The sequence below is a fragment of the Bacillus sp. UNC322MFChir4.1 genome (assembly GCF_000746135.1).
GTDB lineage: Bacteria > Bacillota > Bacilli > Bacillales > Bacillaceae_G > Bacillus_A.
On sequence record NZ_JQKQ01000025.1, the window covers coordinates 1 to 18,342 of the forward strand.

At 37.9% G+C, this 18,342-nt stretch carries 24 protein-coding genes; 13 read left to right on the forward strand and 11 right to left on the reverse strand.

Annotation, left to right across the window (positions count from 1 at the left end; all coding sequences use genetic code 11):
* Positions 1 to 891 (forward strand): IS4 family transposase (locus tag BR72_RS11245; RefSeq protein ID WP_035433060.1); only part of this gene is annotated, 891 nt, incomplete at its 5' end.
* Between the two features lie 298 nt (positions 892 to 1,189).
* On the opposite strand, the gene BR72_RS11250 is transcribed toward BR72_RS11245, so the two are convergent.
* The 5 genes from BR72_RS11250 to hepT form a co-directional block, all read right to left on the reverse strand.
* A complete protein-coding gene (locus BR72_RS11250; RefSeq protein WP_442852845.1) occupies positions 1,190 to 2,530 on the reverse strand; it encodes an MFS transporter in 1,341 nt (446 codons plus the stop codon).
* A 74-nt stretch (positions 2,531 to 2,604) separates the two neighbouring features.
* The gene (locus BR72_RS27660; protein WP_141771655.1) at positions 2,605 to 2,667 is read right to left on the reverse strand and encodes a tetracycline resistance efflux system leader peptide; all 63 of its coding nucleotides are present in this window, start codon (positions 2,665 to 2,667) and stop codon (positions 2,605 to 2,607) included.
* Between the two features lie 141 nt (positions 2,668 to 2,808).
* Positions 2,809 to 3,573, reverse strand: coding sequence for a TIGR01457 family HAD-type hydrolase (locus tag BR72_RS11255; RefSeq protein WP_035433244.1), 765 nt, complete (start codon positions 3,571 to 3,573; stop codon positions 2,809 to 2,811).
* Between the two features lie 92 nt (positions 3,574 to 3,665).
* The gene (locus tag BR72_RS11260; RefSeq protein ID WP_035433064.1) at positions 3,666 to 4,301 is read right to left on the reverse strand and encodes a helix-turn-helix transcriptional regulator; all 636 of its coding nucleotides are present in this window, start codon (positions 4,299 to 4,301) and stop codon (positions 3,666 to 3,668) included.
* A gap of 67 nt (positions 4,302 to 4,368) precedes the next feature.
* Positions 4,369 to 4,809: a type VII toxin-antitoxin system HepT family RNase toxin gene (gene hepT, locus BR72_RS11265; protein ID WP_035433066.1), complete on the reverse strand. Its 441-nt coding sequence runs from the start codon at positions 4,807 to 4,809 to the stop codon at positions 4,369 to 4,371.
* A 148-nt stretch (positions 4,810 to 4,957) separates the two neighbouring features.
* Between hepT and glpX the strand changes: the two genes are divergently transcribed.
* The 3 genes from glpX to BR72_RS11280 all read left to right on the forward strand — a co-directional run bounded on the left by glpX (position 4,958) and on the right by BR72_RS11280 (position 7,081).
* Positions 4,958 to 5,929: a class II fructose-bisphosphatase gene (gene glpX, locus BR72_RS11270; RefSeq protein WP_035433069.1), complete on the forward strand. Its 972-nt coding sequence runs from the start codon at positions 4,958 to 4,960 to the stop codon at positions 5,927 to 5,929.
* Between the two features lie 15 nt (positions 5,930 to 5,944).
* Entirely contained in the window at positions 5,945 to 6,211 is a 267-nt protein-coding gene (locus BR72_RS11275; RefSeq protein WP_020063086.1) for a DUF3055 domain-containing protein, read from the forward strand.
* 369 nt (positions 6,212 to 6,580) lie between these two features.
* Positions 6,581 to 7,081: an Hsp15 family protein gene (locus BR72_RS11280; RefSeq protein WP_035433071.1), complete on the forward strand. Its 501-nt coding sequence runs from the start codon at positions 6,581 to 6,583 to the stop codon at positions 7,079 to 7,081.
* Positions 7,082 to 7,136: 55 nt separating this feature from the next.
* Here BR72_RS11280 and BR72_RS11285 read toward each other — a convergent pair whose 3' ends face one another.
* Positions 7,137 to 7,439, reverse strand: coding sequence for a YutD family protein (locus BR72_RS11285; protein ID WP_035433073.1), 303 nt, complete (start codon positions 7,437 to 7,439; stop codon positions 7,137 to 7,139).
* Positions 7,440 to 7,742: 303 nt separating this feature from the next.
* Between BR72_RS11285 and BR72_RS11290 the strand changes: the two genes are divergently transcribed.
* The 5 genes from BR72_RS11290 (at position 7,743) to BR72_RS11310 (ending at position 11,161) form a co-directional block, all read left to right on the forward strand.
* Positions 7,743 to 8,315, forward strand: a complete 573-nt coding sequence (locus BR72_RS11290) for a YhcN/YlaJ family sporulation lipoprotein (protein WP_035433075.1) — start codon at positions 7,743 to 7,745, stop codon at positions 8,313 to 8,315.
* A 124-nt stretch (positions 8,316 to 8,439) separates the two neighbouring features.
* A complete protein-coding gene (locus tag BR72_RS11295) occupies positions 8,440 to 9,216 on the forward strand; it encodes a YhfC family intramembrane metalloprotease (protein WP_035433077.1) in 777 nt (258 codons plus the stop codon).
* Between the two features lie 137 nt (positions 9,217 to 9,353).
* Positions 9,354 to 9,920 (forward strand): histidine phosphatase family protein, encoded by a 567-nt coding sequence (locus BR72_RS11300; protein ID WP_035433079.1) that lies wholly within the window; start codon positions 9,354 to 9,356, stop codon positions 9,918 to 9,920.
* Positions 9,921 to 9,978: 58 nt separating this feature from the next.
* Entirely contained in the window at positions 9,979 to 10,671 is a 693-nt protein-coding gene (locus BR72_RS11305) for an N-acetyltransferase (protein ID WP_081904868.1), read from the forward strand.
* 22 nt (positions 10,672 to 10,693) lie between these two features.
* The gene (locus tag BR72_RS11310) at positions 10,694 to 11,161 is read left to right on the forward strand and encodes a YbaK/EbsC family protein (RefSeq protein ID WP_035433081.1); all 468 of its coding nucleotides are present in this window, start codon (positions 10,694 to 10,696) and stop codon (positions 11,159 to 11,161) included.
* Between the two features lie 29 nt (positions 11,162 to 11,190).
* Here the strand turns inward: BR72_RS11310 and BR72_RS11315 are convergent, their stop codons facing one another.
* A complete protein-coding gene (locus tag BR72_RS11315; RefSeq protein ID WP_035433083.1) occupies positions 11,191 to 11,523 on the reverse strand; it encodes a DMT family transporter in 333 nt (110 codons plus the stop codon).
* A gap of 77 nt (positions 11,524 to 11,600) precedes the next feature.
* Positions 11,601 to 12,497, reverse strand: a complete 897-nt coding sequence (lipA, locus tag BR72_RS11320) for a lipoyl synthase (protein ID WP_035433085.1) — start codon at positions 12,495 to 12,497, stop codon at positions 11,601 to 11,603.
* 189 nt (positions 12,498 to 12,686) lie between these two features.
* Between lipA and BR72_RS11325 the strand changes: the two genes are divergently transcribed.
* Positions 12,687 to 13,676, forward strand: a complete 990-nt coding sequence (locus BR72_RS11325) for a M23 family metallopeptidase (protein WP_035433087.1) — start codon at positions 12,687 to 12,689, stop codon at positions 13,674 to 13,676.
* Between the two features lie 23 nt (positions 13,677 to 13,699).
* Here the strand turns inward: BR72_RS11325 and yunB are convergent, their stop codons facing one another.
* The 3 genes from yunB to BR72_RS11340 form a co-directional block, all read right to left on the reverse strand.
* Positions 13,700 to 14,437 (reverse strand): sporulation protein YunB, encoded by a 738-nt coding sequence (yunB, locus tag BR72_RS11330; protein WP_035433089.1) that lies wholly within the window; start codon positions 14,435 to 14,437, stop codon positions 13,700 to 13,702.
* Between the two features lie 52 nt (positions 14,438 to 14,489).
* Positions 14,490 to 14,792 carry a YunC family protein gene (locus tag BR72_RS11335; protein WP_035433091.1) on the reverse strand — a complete coding sequence of 101 codons (303 nt, stop codon included), beginning with the start codon at positions 14,790 to 14,792 and terminating at the stop codon, positions 14,490 to 14,492.
* Positions 14,793 to 14,859: 67 nt separating this feature from the next.
* Positions 14,860 to 16,266 (reverse strand): bifunctional metallophosphatase/5'-nucleotidase, encoded by a 1,407-nt coding sequence (locus BR72_RS11340; protein ID WP_331280394.1) that lies wholly within the window; start codon positions 16,264 to 16,266, stop codon positions 14,860 to 14,862.
* A gap of 226 nt (positions 16,267 to 16,492) precedes the next feature.
* On the opposite strand from BR72_RS11340, the gene BR72_RS11345 reads away from it, so the two are divergent.
* Genes BR72_RS11345 through BR72_RS11355 form a run of 3 tightly spaced genes read left to right on the forward strand, consistent with a single transcriptional unit; the run spans position 16,493 to position 18,334 of the window.
* On the forward strand, positions 16,493 to 16,864 hold the full coding sequence (locus tag BR72_RS11345) for a GntR family transcriptional regulator (protein ID WP_035433092.1): 372 nt from the start codon (positions 16,493 to 16,495) through the stop codon (positions 16,862 to 16,864).
* Between the two features lie 5 nt (positions 16,865 to 16,869).
* Positions 16,870 to 17,736, forward strand: coding sequence for an ABC transporter ATP-binding protein (locus tag BR72_RS11350; protein ID WP_035433093.1), 867 nt, complete (start codon positions 16,870 to 16,872; stop codon positions 17,734 to 17,736).
* Entirely contained in the window at positions 17,729 to 18,334 is a 606-nt protein-coding gene (locus tag BR72_RS11355) for an ABC-2 transporter permease (RefSeq protein ID WP_035433095.1), read from the forward strand. Before BR72_RS11350 ends, BR72_RS11355 begins: the two co-directional genes overlap by 8 nt.
* Positions 18,335 to 18,342: the final 8 nt, after the last annotated feature.

The following is an 18,342-nucleotide window of genomic DNA, read 5'->3' on the forward strand; positions in this document are numbered from 1 at the left end:
GGTTCAACAAGCCTACAAACCATTCGACCAAAAGACTTGTATATAAGAGATTTAGGCTATTTCGACTTACATGACTTACAGAAGATCCATGATAAAGGAGCTTACTATATCTCACGTTTGAAATTAAATTCTCGAATCTATCGTAAGAATGATAAGCCAGAGTATTTTCGAAATGGAACCGTGAAGAAAGGATCACTCTATATTCAGTTAGATATGGAAGAACTCATGAATCAATTGTCCCCTGGTCAAACAATGGAGATTTCAGAGGCATACATTGGACAGTATCAAAAATTACCAGCTCGTGTTATTATTCATCGATTAACAAAGGAACAAACAGAGAAAAGGTTGAAGGAACAAGCCAAAAAAGAAAAGAAGAAAGGTATTACCTACAAAGAACGAAGTAAGCGATTGAGTGGGATCAATGTGTATATTACGAATCTTCCTGCAGAAAATGTTCCAACGGAACATATCCATGACTTGTATTCATTACGCTGGCAAATTGAAATTTTGTTCAAAACATGGAAATCTTTCTTTCAAATTGACAAATGCAAAGAAATCAAAAAAGAACGCTTAGAATGCCATTTATATGGGCAACTCATTAGTATTTTACTCTGTTCATCGACGATGTTTAAAATGCGTCAATTACTCTTGGATAAGAAAAAGAAAGAGTTAAGTGAATACAAATCCATCTATATGATAAAGAATTATTATCTAATGTTTTATGAGGGACTACAGAAGGGCAGCCATGAATTATTAAAAGTTTTACTGCGTTTGTTTTACCTTTTAGAAAAAAACGGAAGAAAATCGCACCGGTACGAAAAGAAAACCGTCTTTGATATCTTAGGTGTTGTGTATGATTATATGTTGTCAAAAAGTTTCAAGGCTGCATAATATTTTTTAAAATGCCTAGTTAATAGGTTTATTTGTTATGCCTATCTTTAATACAGTCGTAGTAATTTAAAGGAATAATCCTCACATATAACCCCTTAGTACCCTTAAGTTGATGGCAATGGGGCGGTACCCCTATTTGTTTTAAAATTTTGCGCGTGTCAAGAACAGGCACTGACCGTTACTATACATCGTCAGTCCCACCCAGACCACTTAAAAAAATGCTTTTCTATCGGTTTTTCATGGAATGACTAAGTAATTAAAAAGAAGCCAAACACTTTGTTCGGCTTCTCAACATCCATTACAATTCATTTCTTCTTCGGCTATAAGCTACCGTATAGATGGTTGCCCCAATTAATACGGCAACAATAAAAACGAGTAGTAAATTACTATACAAGTACGCTTTCGCATTTTGTATAGTGGAAAGTAACGGATATTCTAGTATATGTTTTGTTAATAACCCGCCAACTAGAGCCATCCCTAATCCTTCTGCTAAGAAGCAGGCGAAGCTGAGAAATCCCATACCCGCACCGACTTCCTTCGTCCCTAAAGCAGCCGCAACACTCGTAGAAATTACTGTTTTAACGAAAGAGAGTCCACCAAACATTACAATTAACATACCTGAAACTAACAATGGTGTTTGATCTGCAAATAATGAAAGGATAAAAAAACTTGCAAGAATGAAAGATGAGCCAAGCCATAGAACAAATGTCGTTCCTCGTTTATCAACTAGACTGCCACCAACAGTGCTAAATAGTATGACACTCATCGTTCCCGGGAATATCACCCACCCAATCATATTTGCAGACAGTTGGTGTACACCTCTCATCATATAAGGAATCATTGATATACAACCCGCCACAGTACCTAGAAGAATGCAACCAGTTAGAACTCCAAATATAAACTTTCGGTTCATCAATAATCTTGGTTCTATAAAAGGCTGTTCAGCCTTGTGTATATGCCAAGTGAAACCTGCAAACAATGCAAAACTAATCGCCAAATACAACCAATTATATTGCGTTGTATATATAGTGAATGTGACAATTCCACAGGACAGTAACGCTATCCCAAAAGTATCTACCCTCTTCTCTTTTGTGGATTCATTCGGAAGTTCTTTTAGAAAAAAAGGGATCGTGAAAAGTGTTATTATCGGGATCAGAAAAAGAACGGGCCATTGTACATAATGGGCAATCATCCCGCCAAGAGCTGGGCCTATTCCTTCCCCCATAGCTACTAACGAGCCGATTATACCAAATGCTTTCCCGCGGTCTTCTGATTTCACGTAGCGTGCAACAATTACCATAATAAGCGCTGGCACTGCCGATGCCCCAACACCTTGAATAAAACGCGCAGCAATTACAGCAAAAAAATGAGAATGTGCCAACACCCCTAAAATTGATCCACCACTATAAGCTAGCAAACCAAAGACAAGTAATTTCTTCACACTATATTTATCACTTAATGTTCCGTACGTGATTGACCCAATCGCAAATGAAATCATAAAACTTGTATTTACCCAGTTAGCCAAAGACGGTGGTATACCAAAGTCTTTGGCGATATCAGGTAAAACTACATTAAATACCATTTCGTTCAATACACTGAAGAAAGCAAGAAAACCAAGCCATAAAAAAGCCTTCTTCATATCAGTAAACAAATAATTCGACAAATCTTTTTCCATCAGGATGATACCCCCATATTAAAGGGGAACCACGCAGTTTATAGGGTAAATGATACGTTATCCCCTTGAATTTGTACCCTCATCATTTTTGTGCACTTCATATGTACGCCTCCTCATCATATTTGTTCCAAATTATACCATTCATCTATTCAACAAGAAAGAAAGAAAATCTCACACAATTCGACCACATGAATTTTTTTGTAATAAAAAATAGGCAATCATTTACGATTGCCTATCTCTTCTTACATCTTCTCAATCCACTCCGTCAAACTGTGGACAACATGCGTTGGTTGCACGTCATATTCAGTTAGTTTTTCCACAGATGTGACTCCTGTGTGGACAAGTAATGTATCCATGCCCGCATTCATGCCTGCTAAAATGTCCGTGTCGTAGTTATCCCCAACCATTAAAGTCTCTTCTTTCGTTGTTCCGAGCACTTTTAATGCTTGCTCCATAATAATGGATTCTGGTTTACCAATGAAAATCGGATTTACTGTTGTGGATACTGTTACAACGGATGTTAAGGAACCGTTCCCTGGTAATAAGCCGCGTTCTGTCGGAATGGCAATATCACCGTTTGTTGAAATGAATGTCGCTCCGTTTCGAACCGCTAAGCATGCTTTTGTTAGTTTTTCATATGTAACTTCTCGATCTAACCCAACAACGACAAAATCCGGATTACTATCCACAAGTGTGAATCCTTTTTCCACAAGCGCAACGCGTAACCCTTCTTCTCCAATCATATATACAGAAGCATTTTGTTTTCTTTCATATATAAAATTCGCTGTGGCCATGCTTGTTGTAAAGACTTGCTCTGGCGTGGCCGGAATATCAAACTGCATAAGCTTGTCTGCAACTTGCTCTGGTTTACGTGTTGAGTTGTTTGTCACAAATAAATAAGGTAAGTTACGCTCCTGCAGCGCCTTTACAAAATCGCTCGCCTCTTCAATTCGTTCTTCGCCTCGGTACATTGTTCCGTCTAAATCAATTAAATAGCCTTTATACACAGGTGTCACTCCTTCTTGATACATACTCGCTTCTTATCGTATCCTCTTTTCCAAAAGAAAAAAACGCTTTTTCAAAAAGCGTCCCATAAAGTTCATTTTTTTTCCATGATTTGATACGAACAGAAACAGTCTCCCCCGCACATACTCGATAATACTTTTACATCAGCGGTTGGCAATAGCTTATTATACATACTTTTCTCATCATGACAAATTTGCGGAAACTTTTCAGCTACCTCTATTAACGGACAATTTTGCTTTTGTAGGATGAAAGAATGCTCACTCTCTTGTTCTACGCGTACCATATACCCATTTTTTTCTTGCATAATTGCAATTTCTTTTAAGCGCTCTAATGTTGTTTCCTTTCGATTTACACGTTTCGCTAATTGTTCTTCCATACGGTCTGTTCGCGCCCGCAAAAGTACATTAACAAGTTCTTCATCACCAATACGTTGTAAATCTTCTAGCATTTCGACTGCAAACTGCTTATACTGCTTCGGAAACAAGTCCTCGCCTTTTTCACTTAAACAGTAGACATACATTGGTCTTCCGACATGCTGCCGTACCATTTTCATTTCAATGAGCTCATCTTTTTCAAGCTTACTTAAATGACGACGTACGGCCATCTCTGTAACTTGCAACGCTTCTGCTAATAACGCAACAGTTTGTTCTCCTCGTACTTTCAAAAGTTGGATAAGTTCCTCCCTTGTGGAACGTGCCGCTTCCCCCATTGTTTACTCCCCTCTAAAAAGCTCTAATGGACAGCATACATCATGGTCCATTAGAGCTAAAAATAATCTATTCTCCCACAAACGCAGATACAGGACCAAGCTCTTGTTCCAAATAACGGCGAATATTAATAGGATATTGTTTGATCATATCAATATGCTTTTGCACTGTATGATACACTTCTTCATGGTTCATACTTATATAATCCTGCACAATCATTTTACGAAGACGAATGACTTCTTTTAAACGTTCTCCCTCTTCATTTGTAACCACTTTTTCATCCATTAAAATATCAATAATATCTTCATAGCTACCCGGGTCGCGCATAATAAATCCATCAATCATGGCATTACCTACGTCTAAAATACAATCAATCATAAGATGCGCCATACGCTCTAACGCATATTCCTCAAGCGCTCCCTTATATTCTTGATTTGCTTGAAATGCTGCAACAACTTTCTCTAAACACTGTAACATTTGTTCAATTTTTTTACGGTCTACAAAATACATATATGTCACCTACCTGGAAATTAAAGCATTTTCATTCCCAATTGTAACCCTTTATTCAAAAAAAATCGACAATTTTTCGAATTCACCTTTTTCACGTTCTTTGTTATAGTTATATTTGTATGATTTTCGAAATTGGAGGAATGTCACAATGGAACGTGAACTCGCATTAGAAATTGTCCGTGTAACAGAAGCAGCAGCCCTTGCATCAGCACAATGGATGGGCCGCGGGAAGAAAAATGAAGCAGATGACGCTGCAACAACTGCAATGCGTACAATGTTTGACTCTGTTAACATGGCAGGTACTGTTGTGATAGGCGAAGGGGAACTAGATGAAGCACCGATGCTTTACATTGGGGAAAAGCTCGGAACAGGAAACGGTCCAGAAGTAGACATTGCCGTTGACCCGTTAGAAGGAACAAATATCGTAGCGAAAGGTCTTGCAAACGCAATGGCTGTTATCGCTGTCGCTGATAAAGGAAACCTTCTACATGCTCCTGATATGTATATGGAAAAAATCGCGGTTGGCCCAAATGCAGCTGGTAAAATTAGCTTAGATGATCCAATCGAAAAAACAATTGAAATTGTAGCAGAAGCAAACAATAAAAAAATTCGTGACTTAACAATTATTATCCAAGAACGTGAACGTCATCAAGAGATTATTGACCGTGTTCGCGCAAAAGGTGCACGCGTAAAATTATTCGGTGATGGTGATGTTGGTGCATCTATCGCAACAGCTCTTCCAGGCACAGGAATCGACTTATTTATCGGTACTGGTGGTGCCCCAGAAGGCGTTATCTCTGCGGCTGCACTAAAATGCCTTGGCGGAGAGATGCAAGCACGTCTCGTCCCAATGAATAAAGAAGAAGAAGAACGCTGCCTAACAATGGGCTTAGAAAACCCGCGTCAACTGCTAATGCTAGATGATTTAGTATCTGGTGATGATGCCATCTTCTCAGCAACAGGTGTATCTGCTGGCGAGTTATTAGACGGTGTGAAATTCCTTGGCGGCGATTTAGCAGAAACATATTCAATCGTTATGCGCTATAAAACAAGAACAGTGCGCTTTATTAAAACGCACCATCATTTAGATCATAAACCACACTTAAATTTAGATATTTAAAAAGGAGTCATGTTCATGGAAGAACGTTTTTTTCTTTACGATGACACAGTAGAAACAAAAACGCGTTTCGTAAGCTTTATGGGAGAAAACGAGCGCCACGATTTAGCGCTTTTGTACTCCGATCGTCATTATGGCAAAACAATCGTCCTTGATATGCAGCGCAATAAATTTGCAATTATCGGTCGTGACGATTTAGAAGAACCTGGCTACTTAGAACATGCATTTTCGATTTCTGAAGAAAACGCAGAAGAATTACGCTCATTTTTATTTGAACTGATGTAATCCAAATTACCAGCTTATCATAGAGCTGGTAATTTTTTGTATTATTCGTTTTGAATTTTCAGTTTACTGTGGTACACTAATAACAAATCTATTTGGATGGAAAGGATGTTACACTACGTATGCCAACATATACTTTGTAATGGATCAGCAACTGGATAGCATTACTCTCAAAAAAGCACAATGCTTTTTCAAGGGAGTAGTCTGCCCAATTCCCATTACAAAGGAACGTAGCACATCTGCAGTATGATGGTTACGAAGGTTCCTCATAGGGGAACCTTCTTTTATTTTTCTCTTTTTTCTATATTTCATACCGCAAGACATCCAAATAGATGTCTCACGTTCCTTTATCTAAATACGAGGTGAAGGAAAATGCAGAACGTACAACTTTCTTGGAACTTATATAAAACTGAATTAGAAACAACTATCGAAAAACATTGTAAAAATTGTGGTTACACAGTTATTTTTACGGATACACAGATTCGCAGACATAACGCGAACGGTAAAAACATTTACCGCTTTGCGATTTACAAATGCGAAAAAGGACATACGTGGAACAAAAAGTTACGTATTTATAAAACCTATACTGAGCACGTCGAAACAGTTAATACCTTTCAAGAAGAACAACAAGAAGCAATCAACAACATTTCAATCACGCCCTATCAAGCTGCGGGAACAACTGAACTAACCATTCTATTACAATCCGTGTACGGCATATTTCGCATCGACAAAGCACTTGCCAGCTACATTTCAGAATGGAGCCGTACCATCATTACAGAAAAAATTAAAGAAGGCGCTATTCAACTAAACGGGCAACAAATTAAACCAAATGCCAAACTTGCAGCTGGTGACTTCATTTCTATATACATGTAATTTGAAACCTATCCAAGCAAAAAGGAGCTGGACTTTTAAAGCCAGCTCCTTCTTTTTATTTCTTCACTTTTCTCAATACAAAATAGGAACATCCAAAATTACAGTACTCATATAAATACTCTGATAACGTACTAATTTTTGTATCATACGTCGCGCGCTGATTACTATCATCAAAAAAGCCGCGTAAACGAAGCTGATCATAACCCCAATCGCCCACAATATAATCATATTTATTTAAAATTTCTGCATAACGAGCTTTAAATGCTTCTTCATTAAATCCATTTCGGTTCTCTTCGATTACTTCATAATGGATATTATTCACATAAACTGTAGTGCGAATCTCCTGTTTCTGCTCCATTTTCCAATCCCTTTCCTATTCTTTCTTCTTTTTATCGTATCATAAAGCCACAAAACCAACAATTTCAAATACAAAAAACCTTCTTAGTGGGAAATGCTATAAGGTGAAACTTCCTTTTGGAGCGCTTTTCTCCAAAAGGTTAGTTGAACCAATCGGGCTCTTACGGGCAGTTAATGCTTCTTTGCTTTCTCTAACTTTTACTGCCCGTTAGAGCGGGGTAAGGTGAAACTTTCTTTTGGAGCGTTCTTCTCCAAAAGGTTAGTTGAACTAATCGAGCTTACATCAAATAAGGAGAACATCATCATGAAAAAACAACTGCTTTTAACCCTTCTCACTCTTTCCATCTTTACTGGATGTCAAACAAAGAAAGCAGAAATGGAACGTGAAGAAGGAAGCCGTGTACTCGTGTCAGAACATAAAGACTTATACGGGAAGGACGTCCCAAACCGAATGTTAACAAGGGTTGGCTATTCTCACAAACAAAAAGATGAAGTGTCCAATCGCCAAGTTGGTTCCATTAACAAGGAACGATTAGCAGAAATGATTACAGATTTAACCGTGAAACTACCAGATGTAATGAACGCCGCAACACTTGTAACAGATGACGAAGTGTTTATTGTCTACCGAGCAAACACAACAGATCCAGCTTTAGTTGCTGATCAAGTCCAAAAAACAGCATTGTCTATCGTTCCCCGCTATTACAAAGCATATGTATCAACAGAACAAAAATTAATATCACAAATTCAAGGGCTAAAATCAGGAACATTAAACGATAAAGAATATGCCCAAACAATTGATATGCTCAAACATGAGATGAGCAAAAAACCACATTTAAATAATACGCAAACAGATACAATGCCTAATACGATGAAGTAAAGTACGGCCCGTTAGAACGGGGTGCGTTAAATAACCTGGGAAGATAATCTCAGGTTATTTCCTAAACATTTCACCGTTTTTCATGCATAATGTATAGTATATATATTAGAAAGTGGTGAAAATTATGGTTTCAAATGCAGCAATTGGGAGTATAATCGTCCAAATCGCGATTTCTGTTCTTATTCCGATTATTGCTCTCATTTATTTTCGGAAAAAGTATAGCATCTCTTTCAAAATTGTCGGTGTCGGAATTGTATTTTTTATTGGATTCTCACAAATTTTAGAGAAAACATTACATGTATTTATATTTGGGAATCCAGCGACAGCTTCCCTGTTAAAAAATTCGTTTATCTATGCCCTATATGGCGGATTAACAGCTGGCATTTTTGAAGAACTTGGACGTTTTATCGCCTTTTACTTCCTGCTCAAAAAGTATCAAGAATATAAAGACGGTCTCGCTTATGGAATTGGTCACGGGGGAATTGAATCATTATTAATTGGAGCAACTGTCAGCGCCCAAACTCTTGTATTTGCTTTCGCTATTAATAACGGCACCTTCGCCAAAATGATTGAAAAGGCACCAGGGCTTAGCGCTATCCAGGACGCATTAGTACATAATTCGCCTTATCTCTATTTATTTGGCGGCGTAGAACGACTCATTGCTTTTATTATGCAAATTGCTCTTACAATGCTTGTCTTATACGGTGTAAAGTATAAAAAGTACATGTTTGTAGGATTAGCGGTATTCCTTCATGCGTTTGTTGACTTTTTCGCAGCACTCTACCAACGCGGACAAATTCATTTGTTCGTAATCGAAGGACTTATGATACTGTTTGGTATCGGTGCTTACATGATCATTCGTAACATAAAAACAAAATTCACATTAGAACATGCAAGCTAAGCCAATCTGGCTTAGCTTTTTTTGTAGTCACTAGCTCCCAATAATTAGAAAAAAGAGGATTTTTCGCTCTATTTGTCGAAGTACGTACAGGTTCGCCTATACACGATTACTACCCGTTAGAAAAGAGAGGATACATTATGAAAAAATTAATTGTTGTGCGCCACTGCGCAGCAACTGGACAAGAACATGATGCTCCCCTTACAGCAATAGGTGAGCAACAAGCAAACGATCTTGCCAATTTTCTTATCACAAAACGGCTGCCAATCGAAAATATTATCTCTAGTCCTTTTATTCGTGCTGTCCAATCCATTACACCTTATGCGTCACATATAGGACTCCCTATCCAAAAGGATGAACGATTAACTGAGCGTATATTAAGCGGCGCTCCAATGAGTAATTGGTTACAAATGCTAGAGCAAACATTTACAGACATAGATATCGCTTTTCCCGGCGGAGAATCTACACGCCAAGCGACAGAGAGAGTTCAATCACTTATCCACAGCATATTACAAGATGATACACAAACAGTAACACTACTCGTTACACACGGTAACTTATTCACACTCATCTTAAGGATTTTTGACGAAAGCATTGAGTTTTCCACATGGAGAAGCTTAAGCAATCCAGACGTATACGAAATTACGATCGAACAAGATGCAGCAATTATCCACAGATTGTGGGGTATGTATTGTGAAACAAATTAGAGTAACTACCGAGAATTTAGAATCAGAACATATTTGCTGTGCTATATCCGACAAGAGAATGGCACGCGGAGTCCAGCAAAAGAAAGCATGGTTGCAAGAGCGGATTGAAGAAGGGCTTGTCTTCAAAAAACTAGATGTAAACGGAAAAGTATTTATCGAATACCTTCCAGCTGAATACGCCTGGGTACCTATTATAGCTCCGGGATATTTGTGTATAAACTGCTTTTGGGTGTCCGGACGCTTTAAAGGACATGGGCACGGCGCGGCATTGTTAGACGAATGTATACAAGATGCAAAAAGTGGCGGTAAACACGGTGTTGTTGTGATTTCAAGCAAGAAGAAACGCCCGTATTTATCTGATGGCGGTTATTTCAAGAAAAAAGGATTCGAAGTTTGTGATACAGCGCCGCCTTACTTTGAATTGCTTGTGTATAAGTTTGATTCCGGGGCACCTATTCCGAAATTTCATACGAACGCAAAAGAAATGCACGTTGAAACACAAGAAGGATTGGTTGTCTATTATACAGATCAGTGCCCGTTTACCGATTATTATGTCCAGCAAGAACTGAATGAAATTGAACAAGAATACAATATTGCCATTCAGCGCAATAAAATTTCAAACCGAGAAGCTGCTCAAACCGCGCCGTGTGCTTTTACAACATATAGCGCTTTTTATAATGGGCAATTTCTTACACATGAAATTATCAACAAAAAGAAATTCGAAAAGTTGTGGAAAACATTCCAAAAGTGAGCCGAAAGGAGCTTGTATTCCGATGTACGAAGAAGTCATCTCGTTGCTACATAAAACGAATGTTTTATATGAGAAATTTGAACACGAACCCATTTTAGATTACGAAACAGATCAGCTCATTCGAAATCGCCTTGGTTTAGATGGCGAACCGAGTAAAAGCCTGTTTATGAAAACAAAATTTGGGGCTTACTATGTCTTTTTTACGTTAGAAGGATCTCGTATTGATATGAAGCAAATGAAAGATATCATCGGTACACGCGTATCACTTTGTTCACCTGATGAACTAAGAGAGCAAACCGGATGCATTCCAGGATGCGTTGCTCCGTTTGGTTATACACAAGATGTAACAATTATTGTGGATTCTTCTGTTTATCAACACGAAAAAATATTAATTTCACCTGGTGTTCCTGAATTTACGATTTCTTTATCCACAGAAGAATTACGAAAAATTTTATCCACATGTGGAAACACCGTATTAGAATATGGATGAAACAAGAGCTGAACATTTCAGCTCTTGTTTCATCCATGTGCACCCGAACCCGACATATTTAACACAACAACCCCGCCAATAATAAGTACTAAACCAACGAGTGTCTGCCATGTAAAAGCATCCTTCCAAATAAGAACACCAATTACTGCCGTTAACGCTGTACCAACTCCAGACCAAATCGCATAAGCGGTGCTAATTTGAAGATGCTGCAATGTTTGTGACAAAAAATAAAAGGCAGATGCAAAGCCAAAAACAACTCCGATACTTGGCCATACTTTCGTAAAACCCTCTGATAACTTTAGCATCGTTGTTCCAAAAACCTCACTTACAATTGCAAAGCCTAATAATATAAATCCTTTCATGAATTCCGTCCTTTCAATATCTAGTAATCTTTCTCGAAAAAAAATCCTCCTTAGATTTACTAAGAAGGATTTCCCCATTATTTTGCTTGTACTGTATTCTCTTTTGCAGATTGTACTTGCTCATCAGCATGGTAAGAAGAACGCACAAGTGGACCAGCCTCACAGTGACTAAAACCTTTGCTAAGTGCAATTTCTTTTAGCTCTGCAAATTCTGCTGGTGTGTAATATTTAATAACCGGTAAGTGCTTTTTAGACGGCTGTAAATATTGACCAAGCGTTAAAATGTTAACGTTGTTTGCACGCAGGTCATCCATTGCTTCAATAATATCTTCTGTTGTTTCACCAAGTCCAAGCATGATACTTGATTTTGTTGGAATGTCTGGCTGCATTTCTTTTGCACGACGTAAAAATTCTAATGAACGGTCATATTTTGCTCTTGCACGAACTCGGTCAGATAATCGACGCACTGTTTCAATGTTATGGTTTAAAATATCAGGACGTGCATCCATTAACATTTTTAAATTTTCTTCTACCCCGCCCATATCAGATGGTAAAACTTCAATAGATGTAAATGGACTTTTACGACGAACCGCGCGCACTGTTTCCGCAAAAACAGCTGCTCCTCCGTCTTTCAAATCATCACGTGCAACCGCTGTTATAACAACATGTTTTAAGTTCATTTGATACACGGAATCCGCTACGCGTTCTGGCTCTTGTAAATCAAGCTCTGTTGGTAGGCCTGTTTTAACAGCACAAAAACGACATGCACGTGTACAAACTGCACCTAAAATCATAAAAGTTGCCGTTTTACGAACAGCCCAGCATTCGTGAATATTCGGACATTTCGCCTCTTCACAAACGGTATGAAGGTTCTTAGAACGCATCATCTTCTTTAACCCTGTATAGTTTTCATTTGTATTTAATTTAATTTTTAACCATTCGGGCTTGCGCTTGTATTCTGTTTGTTTTGTCATGTTCATCAACTCCGCACAATATGAAATAGTTTACCGTGTTCGCCTTTTTCAATGTAACATATCTATTCTATCGCATGAAAGCGATTTGCTCAAATGAAGATTGCAAGAATTCTTTCCAATTATTACTTATAATGAAATATCGTGTATATCTCACACTAAAGGTAGTGATTCGGAAAGGAGCTTACTACCGTGCATCGAAAACTTTTCCTTTTGCTTGTTATTTTTTTTCTTCTTCAAGCGAATATCGTATACGGGGAAGAAAACAAGCAAGATATATATAAGAAGCGAATAACATTATATAAAGAAATGGAGACCGTCTCTCTTATTCCATGGTACTACTTCGCTGCCATTGATCAGTACGAGCGAAATATTCGTTCTGTACGCCGCGATATTCCGAAAAAACCAGATGCTACGATTTCAATTTATTTCAAACCAGAAGCATGGTCCGGTCCAGCAAATTCAGACCTCCATGATACAAGACCGTACACAATTTCCTTATTTGGAGGCATAGGGTTAGACGGAAATAACGATGGATTGGCAGACCAGAATAATGAAAAAGATGTTCTCTATACAATGGCTACCATATTAGGAAAACGCGGGTCAGATCGCGAACAACTAAAAATTATGCTGTGGGAATATTATCAACGGGCTAAAACAGTAGAGTTAATATTAGGGTATGCTCGTATGTATAAACATTACAATCGAATTGATTTAGAAGGAAATGCCTTTCCCTTGCCCATTCACAGCAGTCATAGCTACCGCAGCACATTTGGTGCGAAACGAAGCTTTGGCGGACGGCGGATGCATGAGGGAACAGACATTTTTGCCGGGCACGGTGTACCTGTTCGTTCTACTTGCTATGGCATTATTGAAACGAAAGGATGGAATCGTCTTGGCGGCTGGCGCATCGGTATTCGTGACTTACACAACAACTACCATTACTACGCACATTTAGGCGGATTTTCAAAAGAAATACAGCTTGGACAAATCATTGAACCCGGAACCGTCATTGGATTTGTCGGCAGCACTGGCTATGGCCCCCCTGGGACAGCTGGTAAATTTCCACCTCACTTGCACTTTGGGTTATATAAAGATAATGGCTATACAGAGTGGGCATTTGATCCATACATGCATTTAAGCTTATGGGAACGAAAAGAACGAATGAACTCCAAGAAATAATGATTTTAAAAAAGCGGCTCATTTCAGTTAGCCGCTTTTTTCTCGCTCTTTTCTGGAACAACAACTCCTCCGTTTCCATAATAATCAGGCACCTCACCTTGAACGATGCGCGTGGCAATTGGAATATCTTGCTTCACAGTTACTTCTTTTGTATGGAACGGAATAATCACTTGCAGTGCCACTTCAATTTCCATCACAATTTTTATCGCCGTATTATTAATCCCTTGCTGCTGGAAATCTTGTTTAATATTTGTCGTTACATGACCAATTGTTGTAAACGTAACCGGAATATCTGGTCCTATATTACCGAGCAATGCGTTATCCGTAATTCTTCCGAGCGGAACAGATAGTGCCGTCCCGTCATCTTCTGATAATCCTAACGCTTTCGTATTTCCTTTTTCAACCTGGTGTAAATATTCCTCTATGTACGTTGTCGTTGACGTTAAAATTTCATTAACTGCTTCTGTATTTAAATCCATTGTCGAAACTTTTCCGTTCTTATCCGTTTGCACTTTCATTAATGAATCAACGTTGATGCCTTTTGCAACCCTATCTTTCACTGCCTTCGTCATCACAACTGTCGCCGTCCGCTTCGTTTGCATTTCTGCATATTTCATTAAAGTCGGCTGAATGCTCTTATTCACAATCCACAATCCTTGTAAGGTAAGCAAAATAAAAATAGCGAATGAAATCAGCAATACGTAACGAAATGGCAATGGTCCTTTCCGAAATCGAGAAGTTCGGGGGCGAAACGCACGCATAACAAAATCCCTCCTTCTTACACATGTATATGCAAAAAAGAGGGACGATATATTAAATCATTTTTAACAATGCTTCTTTTCCAATTGTACCAGCTGTAATTCCTAATCTCTCTGCTTCAACCGTAACCGATTCAAGGGGGGCTTCTAACAACTGCTCAATTGTTCTCACCCCAACGGCGCGCCCGGCAAGAATGCCACGATCACTTAACTTTTCATTTAATAACCCCACATCCAGAGCGCCGCACATAATATATCCTTTATCGCTCTTAACAGCTAACAGATTTGTTTTCGGAAGCTGTACACTCACTGCTATAAACGTATGCTCATTTATTACAATAGGTTCTATATTAACCATAGCTCACACTCCTCTCTCTTTATCTGTATGAAAAGAGAAAAACGAATGTGAATACAAACGCAATAGTCTATAATTTTACAGATGATACAGATGTCAGTAATGTATTTGTCAAAACATCACGGAGTAGTTCTGGCATATAGTATTCTTTTTCCGATACAACTGCAAGCTCTGGATACAAATAGCCAAATGTAAACATATCAATTGTCCCTACTGTGTAAATTCGTTCTAAGTCTAATGATTCTCCGTTGATCACGACATCTTCGAGTAATATTTTATTACCTGGAATCGTATCTGGGATCACTTCAACGCCCGCATATATCATTTTTCCCATAACTTTTCCGCGAAATCCTAAACCTTTTACTTCAAGCTGTTCCATATTGGGACGACGCGCTTTCAAAATGACATCTCGTAATGTTTTTCCCGTTATCTGCAAACGGCACGGGTTAATTGGATGTGGACAAATGCGATGAATATCTCCTCTTGTCACGACACCTTCTTGCAGTCCTTCAAGTAAAACGCCTGCATTTACCATACCGATTTCAGCATCACACCATTCTTTGAGCGACTCAGCAAGCATATGAGCAAATTTCGTTTCCTGAAACCAATCCATTTCTAACGATTCTTTTAATGTTACAACAGGCTCTGCCATGATGAGTTTACTGTCTTGTTCAAGCTCTTCTAATAAAGCAAGAAAGTCCCCGTATGCACCTAATCGCCTCGTACTAATTGCCCGTCCATCTTTTTTCGTCACTTTCTTTGTCTCTACATCTACGTCTATTTGCACATGTCCGACGTAATGCCCCCACTTCTCTCCGCAGCAAAGAAGCGTTCCATTTACCAATACGCCGCGTTCAAATAAATGGTGAGTATGCGCACCTAAAATCACATCTATGTCATAATGCTCTGCCATATATTCATCTGCATTCTTCCCTAAATGAGACAAAACAACAATCACATCTGCCTGCGAACGCACCTCTTCTAAAATCGCTTCTAAATGTAAATACGGATCTTCAATATGCCAATCTAGCTTCGCATAAAAATCAGGATATGCGACTGTTAAACCGATAAATAGGACCGTAATTCCGTTATCAAGCGTTTGCAGTACATATGGTTTTGCCCACTTCGGACGCGTTTGATCACTTTCAAATAAATTAGCAACAAGCACTTCAAAATTCGCATCGTCATAAAGATGATCCAGTTGCTCTTTAGCAAGTGTAATCCCTTCATTGTTCCCAATCGTTACATAATCGTACAATGCTTCATTTAAAAGCTGCACATTTCCTTTTCCACTCGTTGCCTCAGAAATCATATGAAAACGATCAACATGATCGCCAATATCTAAAGTAAAGACCGCTTCACCAGCCGCAAGACGACGCTTTTTCTCTTCTAACACAAAACGAGAAATTTGCGGCCAATTTTCAAAATGACTATGTATATCATTCGTATGATAAAAATGAATTGTTACTTCTTGCAGAGAAAAAACCTCCTCTCAATTTCATACTTCTTGTTTACGCTATATATAAGCTTAAATCCTGTAAATACTTTTCGTCTTTTCTTGCTATTTTACATTGTACTCTCATTGAGGGGAAAAGCAAAAGATTCTCCTTAAAAATTTTCTGAAAAAACATTGCATTTTTAATACAAAATATATATATTGTATATAAAGTATATATACAATATAAAGACTAAGAGGGATTTGCATGCAAATAATTATTTCAAACAGTTCTAAGGAGCCAATTTACGAACAAATTACCAATCAAATAAAATCACTAATTTTGAGTAGTGATTTAAAAGAGGGATCGCCACTCCCATCAATGCGCCAGCTCGCCAAGGATTTACAAGTCAGTATTATCACAACAAAGCGCGCGTATGAGGAGTTAGAAAAAGCAGGCTTTATTTATTCAATTGTAGGTAGGGGCTCTTTTGTTGCTGAACAAAATTTAGATGTAGTACGTGAGAAAAAATTAAAAGTTATTGAAGAACAGTTATTGTCTGTCATTACTAATAGTAAGGAAATCGGGCTACCCTTAACGGAACTGCGAGAATTATTAACTATTTTATATGAGGAGTAAAATGTATGGAGAATATAGTAGAGCTACACAATGTTAGTAAAACATTTCAAGGTTTTTCGATAGAGCAATTAAATTTACAAATCAAAAAAGGATTTGTAACAGGCTTCATTGGCGCAAATGGTGCAGGTAAATCGACAATCATTAAAATGATGATGAACTTATTAAAGCCAGATGCAGGTGAGATTAAAATTTTCGGCTTAGACTACGCATCGCACGAAAAGGAAATTAAAGAGCGCATCGGTTTTGTTTTTGATAGTAACGTATTTTATGAGGGCTTAAATCTAAAGGATATTAAGCGAATGGTCGCACCCGCTTACAAAAACTGGGATGAAATGATATTTAAGCAGTATGTAGAGCAGTTTGAACTGCCGATGAATAAAGCGATTAAAACCTTCTCAAAAGGTATGCAGATGAAAGCTTCATTAGCACTTGCGCTATCACATCATGCCGAGTTGATTATTATGGATGAGCCAACAGCAGGCTTAGACCCAATATTTAGACGTGAGTTACTCAATTTACTACATGAATTAATGCTTGATGGCAATCGCACAATTTTCTTCTCTACACATATTACGACAGATTTAGATCGCATCGCTGATTTTATTGCCTTTTTAAAAGAGGGAAAATTAATGTTTAATCAGTCGATTCATGAGGTGGAAGAAAACTATGCCTTAGTAAAAGGTCGTACAGATTTATTAGACCGCGATACAGAAAAAGCCTTTATGCATGTTCATCGTGCACCGACTGGCTTTGAGGCATTAACGAATAATGTAGCTGAGGTTGAACAAATTTTTGGTAATGAGGTTATAATTGAACACGCCTCATTAGAAGATATTATGTATTACTCGAAAGGAGTAGGGCATCATGCTTAATTTAATCAAACGCGATTTAATTTTACAGAAGAAACAATTGCTCTTTTATTTAGGCTTTATTATCTTTTTTATTGTGATGAACAAGCATCCTATTTTAATATTTACGATTGCAAGTATTTTGATTCCAGTTAATACGCATGCCTACGATGCAAAGGCAGAAACAAATATTTTATTAAATTCTTTACCATATACACGTAAGGAAATTGTCGCTTCACGTTATATTGGAGCAATTGTTTACATGTTGCTAGCAATTACTGTAACAAGCGCAATGCTTATCATCTTTCAAAAGTCATTTACTGTAGAGCATATTATAATGAGCAATGCATTATTTTTACTATTTGCCGCCTTTACATTTCCACTATTTTATCAATTTAAACAAGATCATCTATTTTTGATTATTATGGGCTTATTTTTAGTATTAACTTTCTTTGGTCCAGGTGCGGTACAATTTCTTGCAACAGAGTTTAATACAGTTACCGATGCTATTTTCAGCTTATCTATACCTGCATTGTGTAGCATAGCTACAGTTATAATCGCATGTGCTTATATGATTTCATGGGGAGTATCATTAATCATTTATCAACGTAAAGCATTTTAATTCAAAAT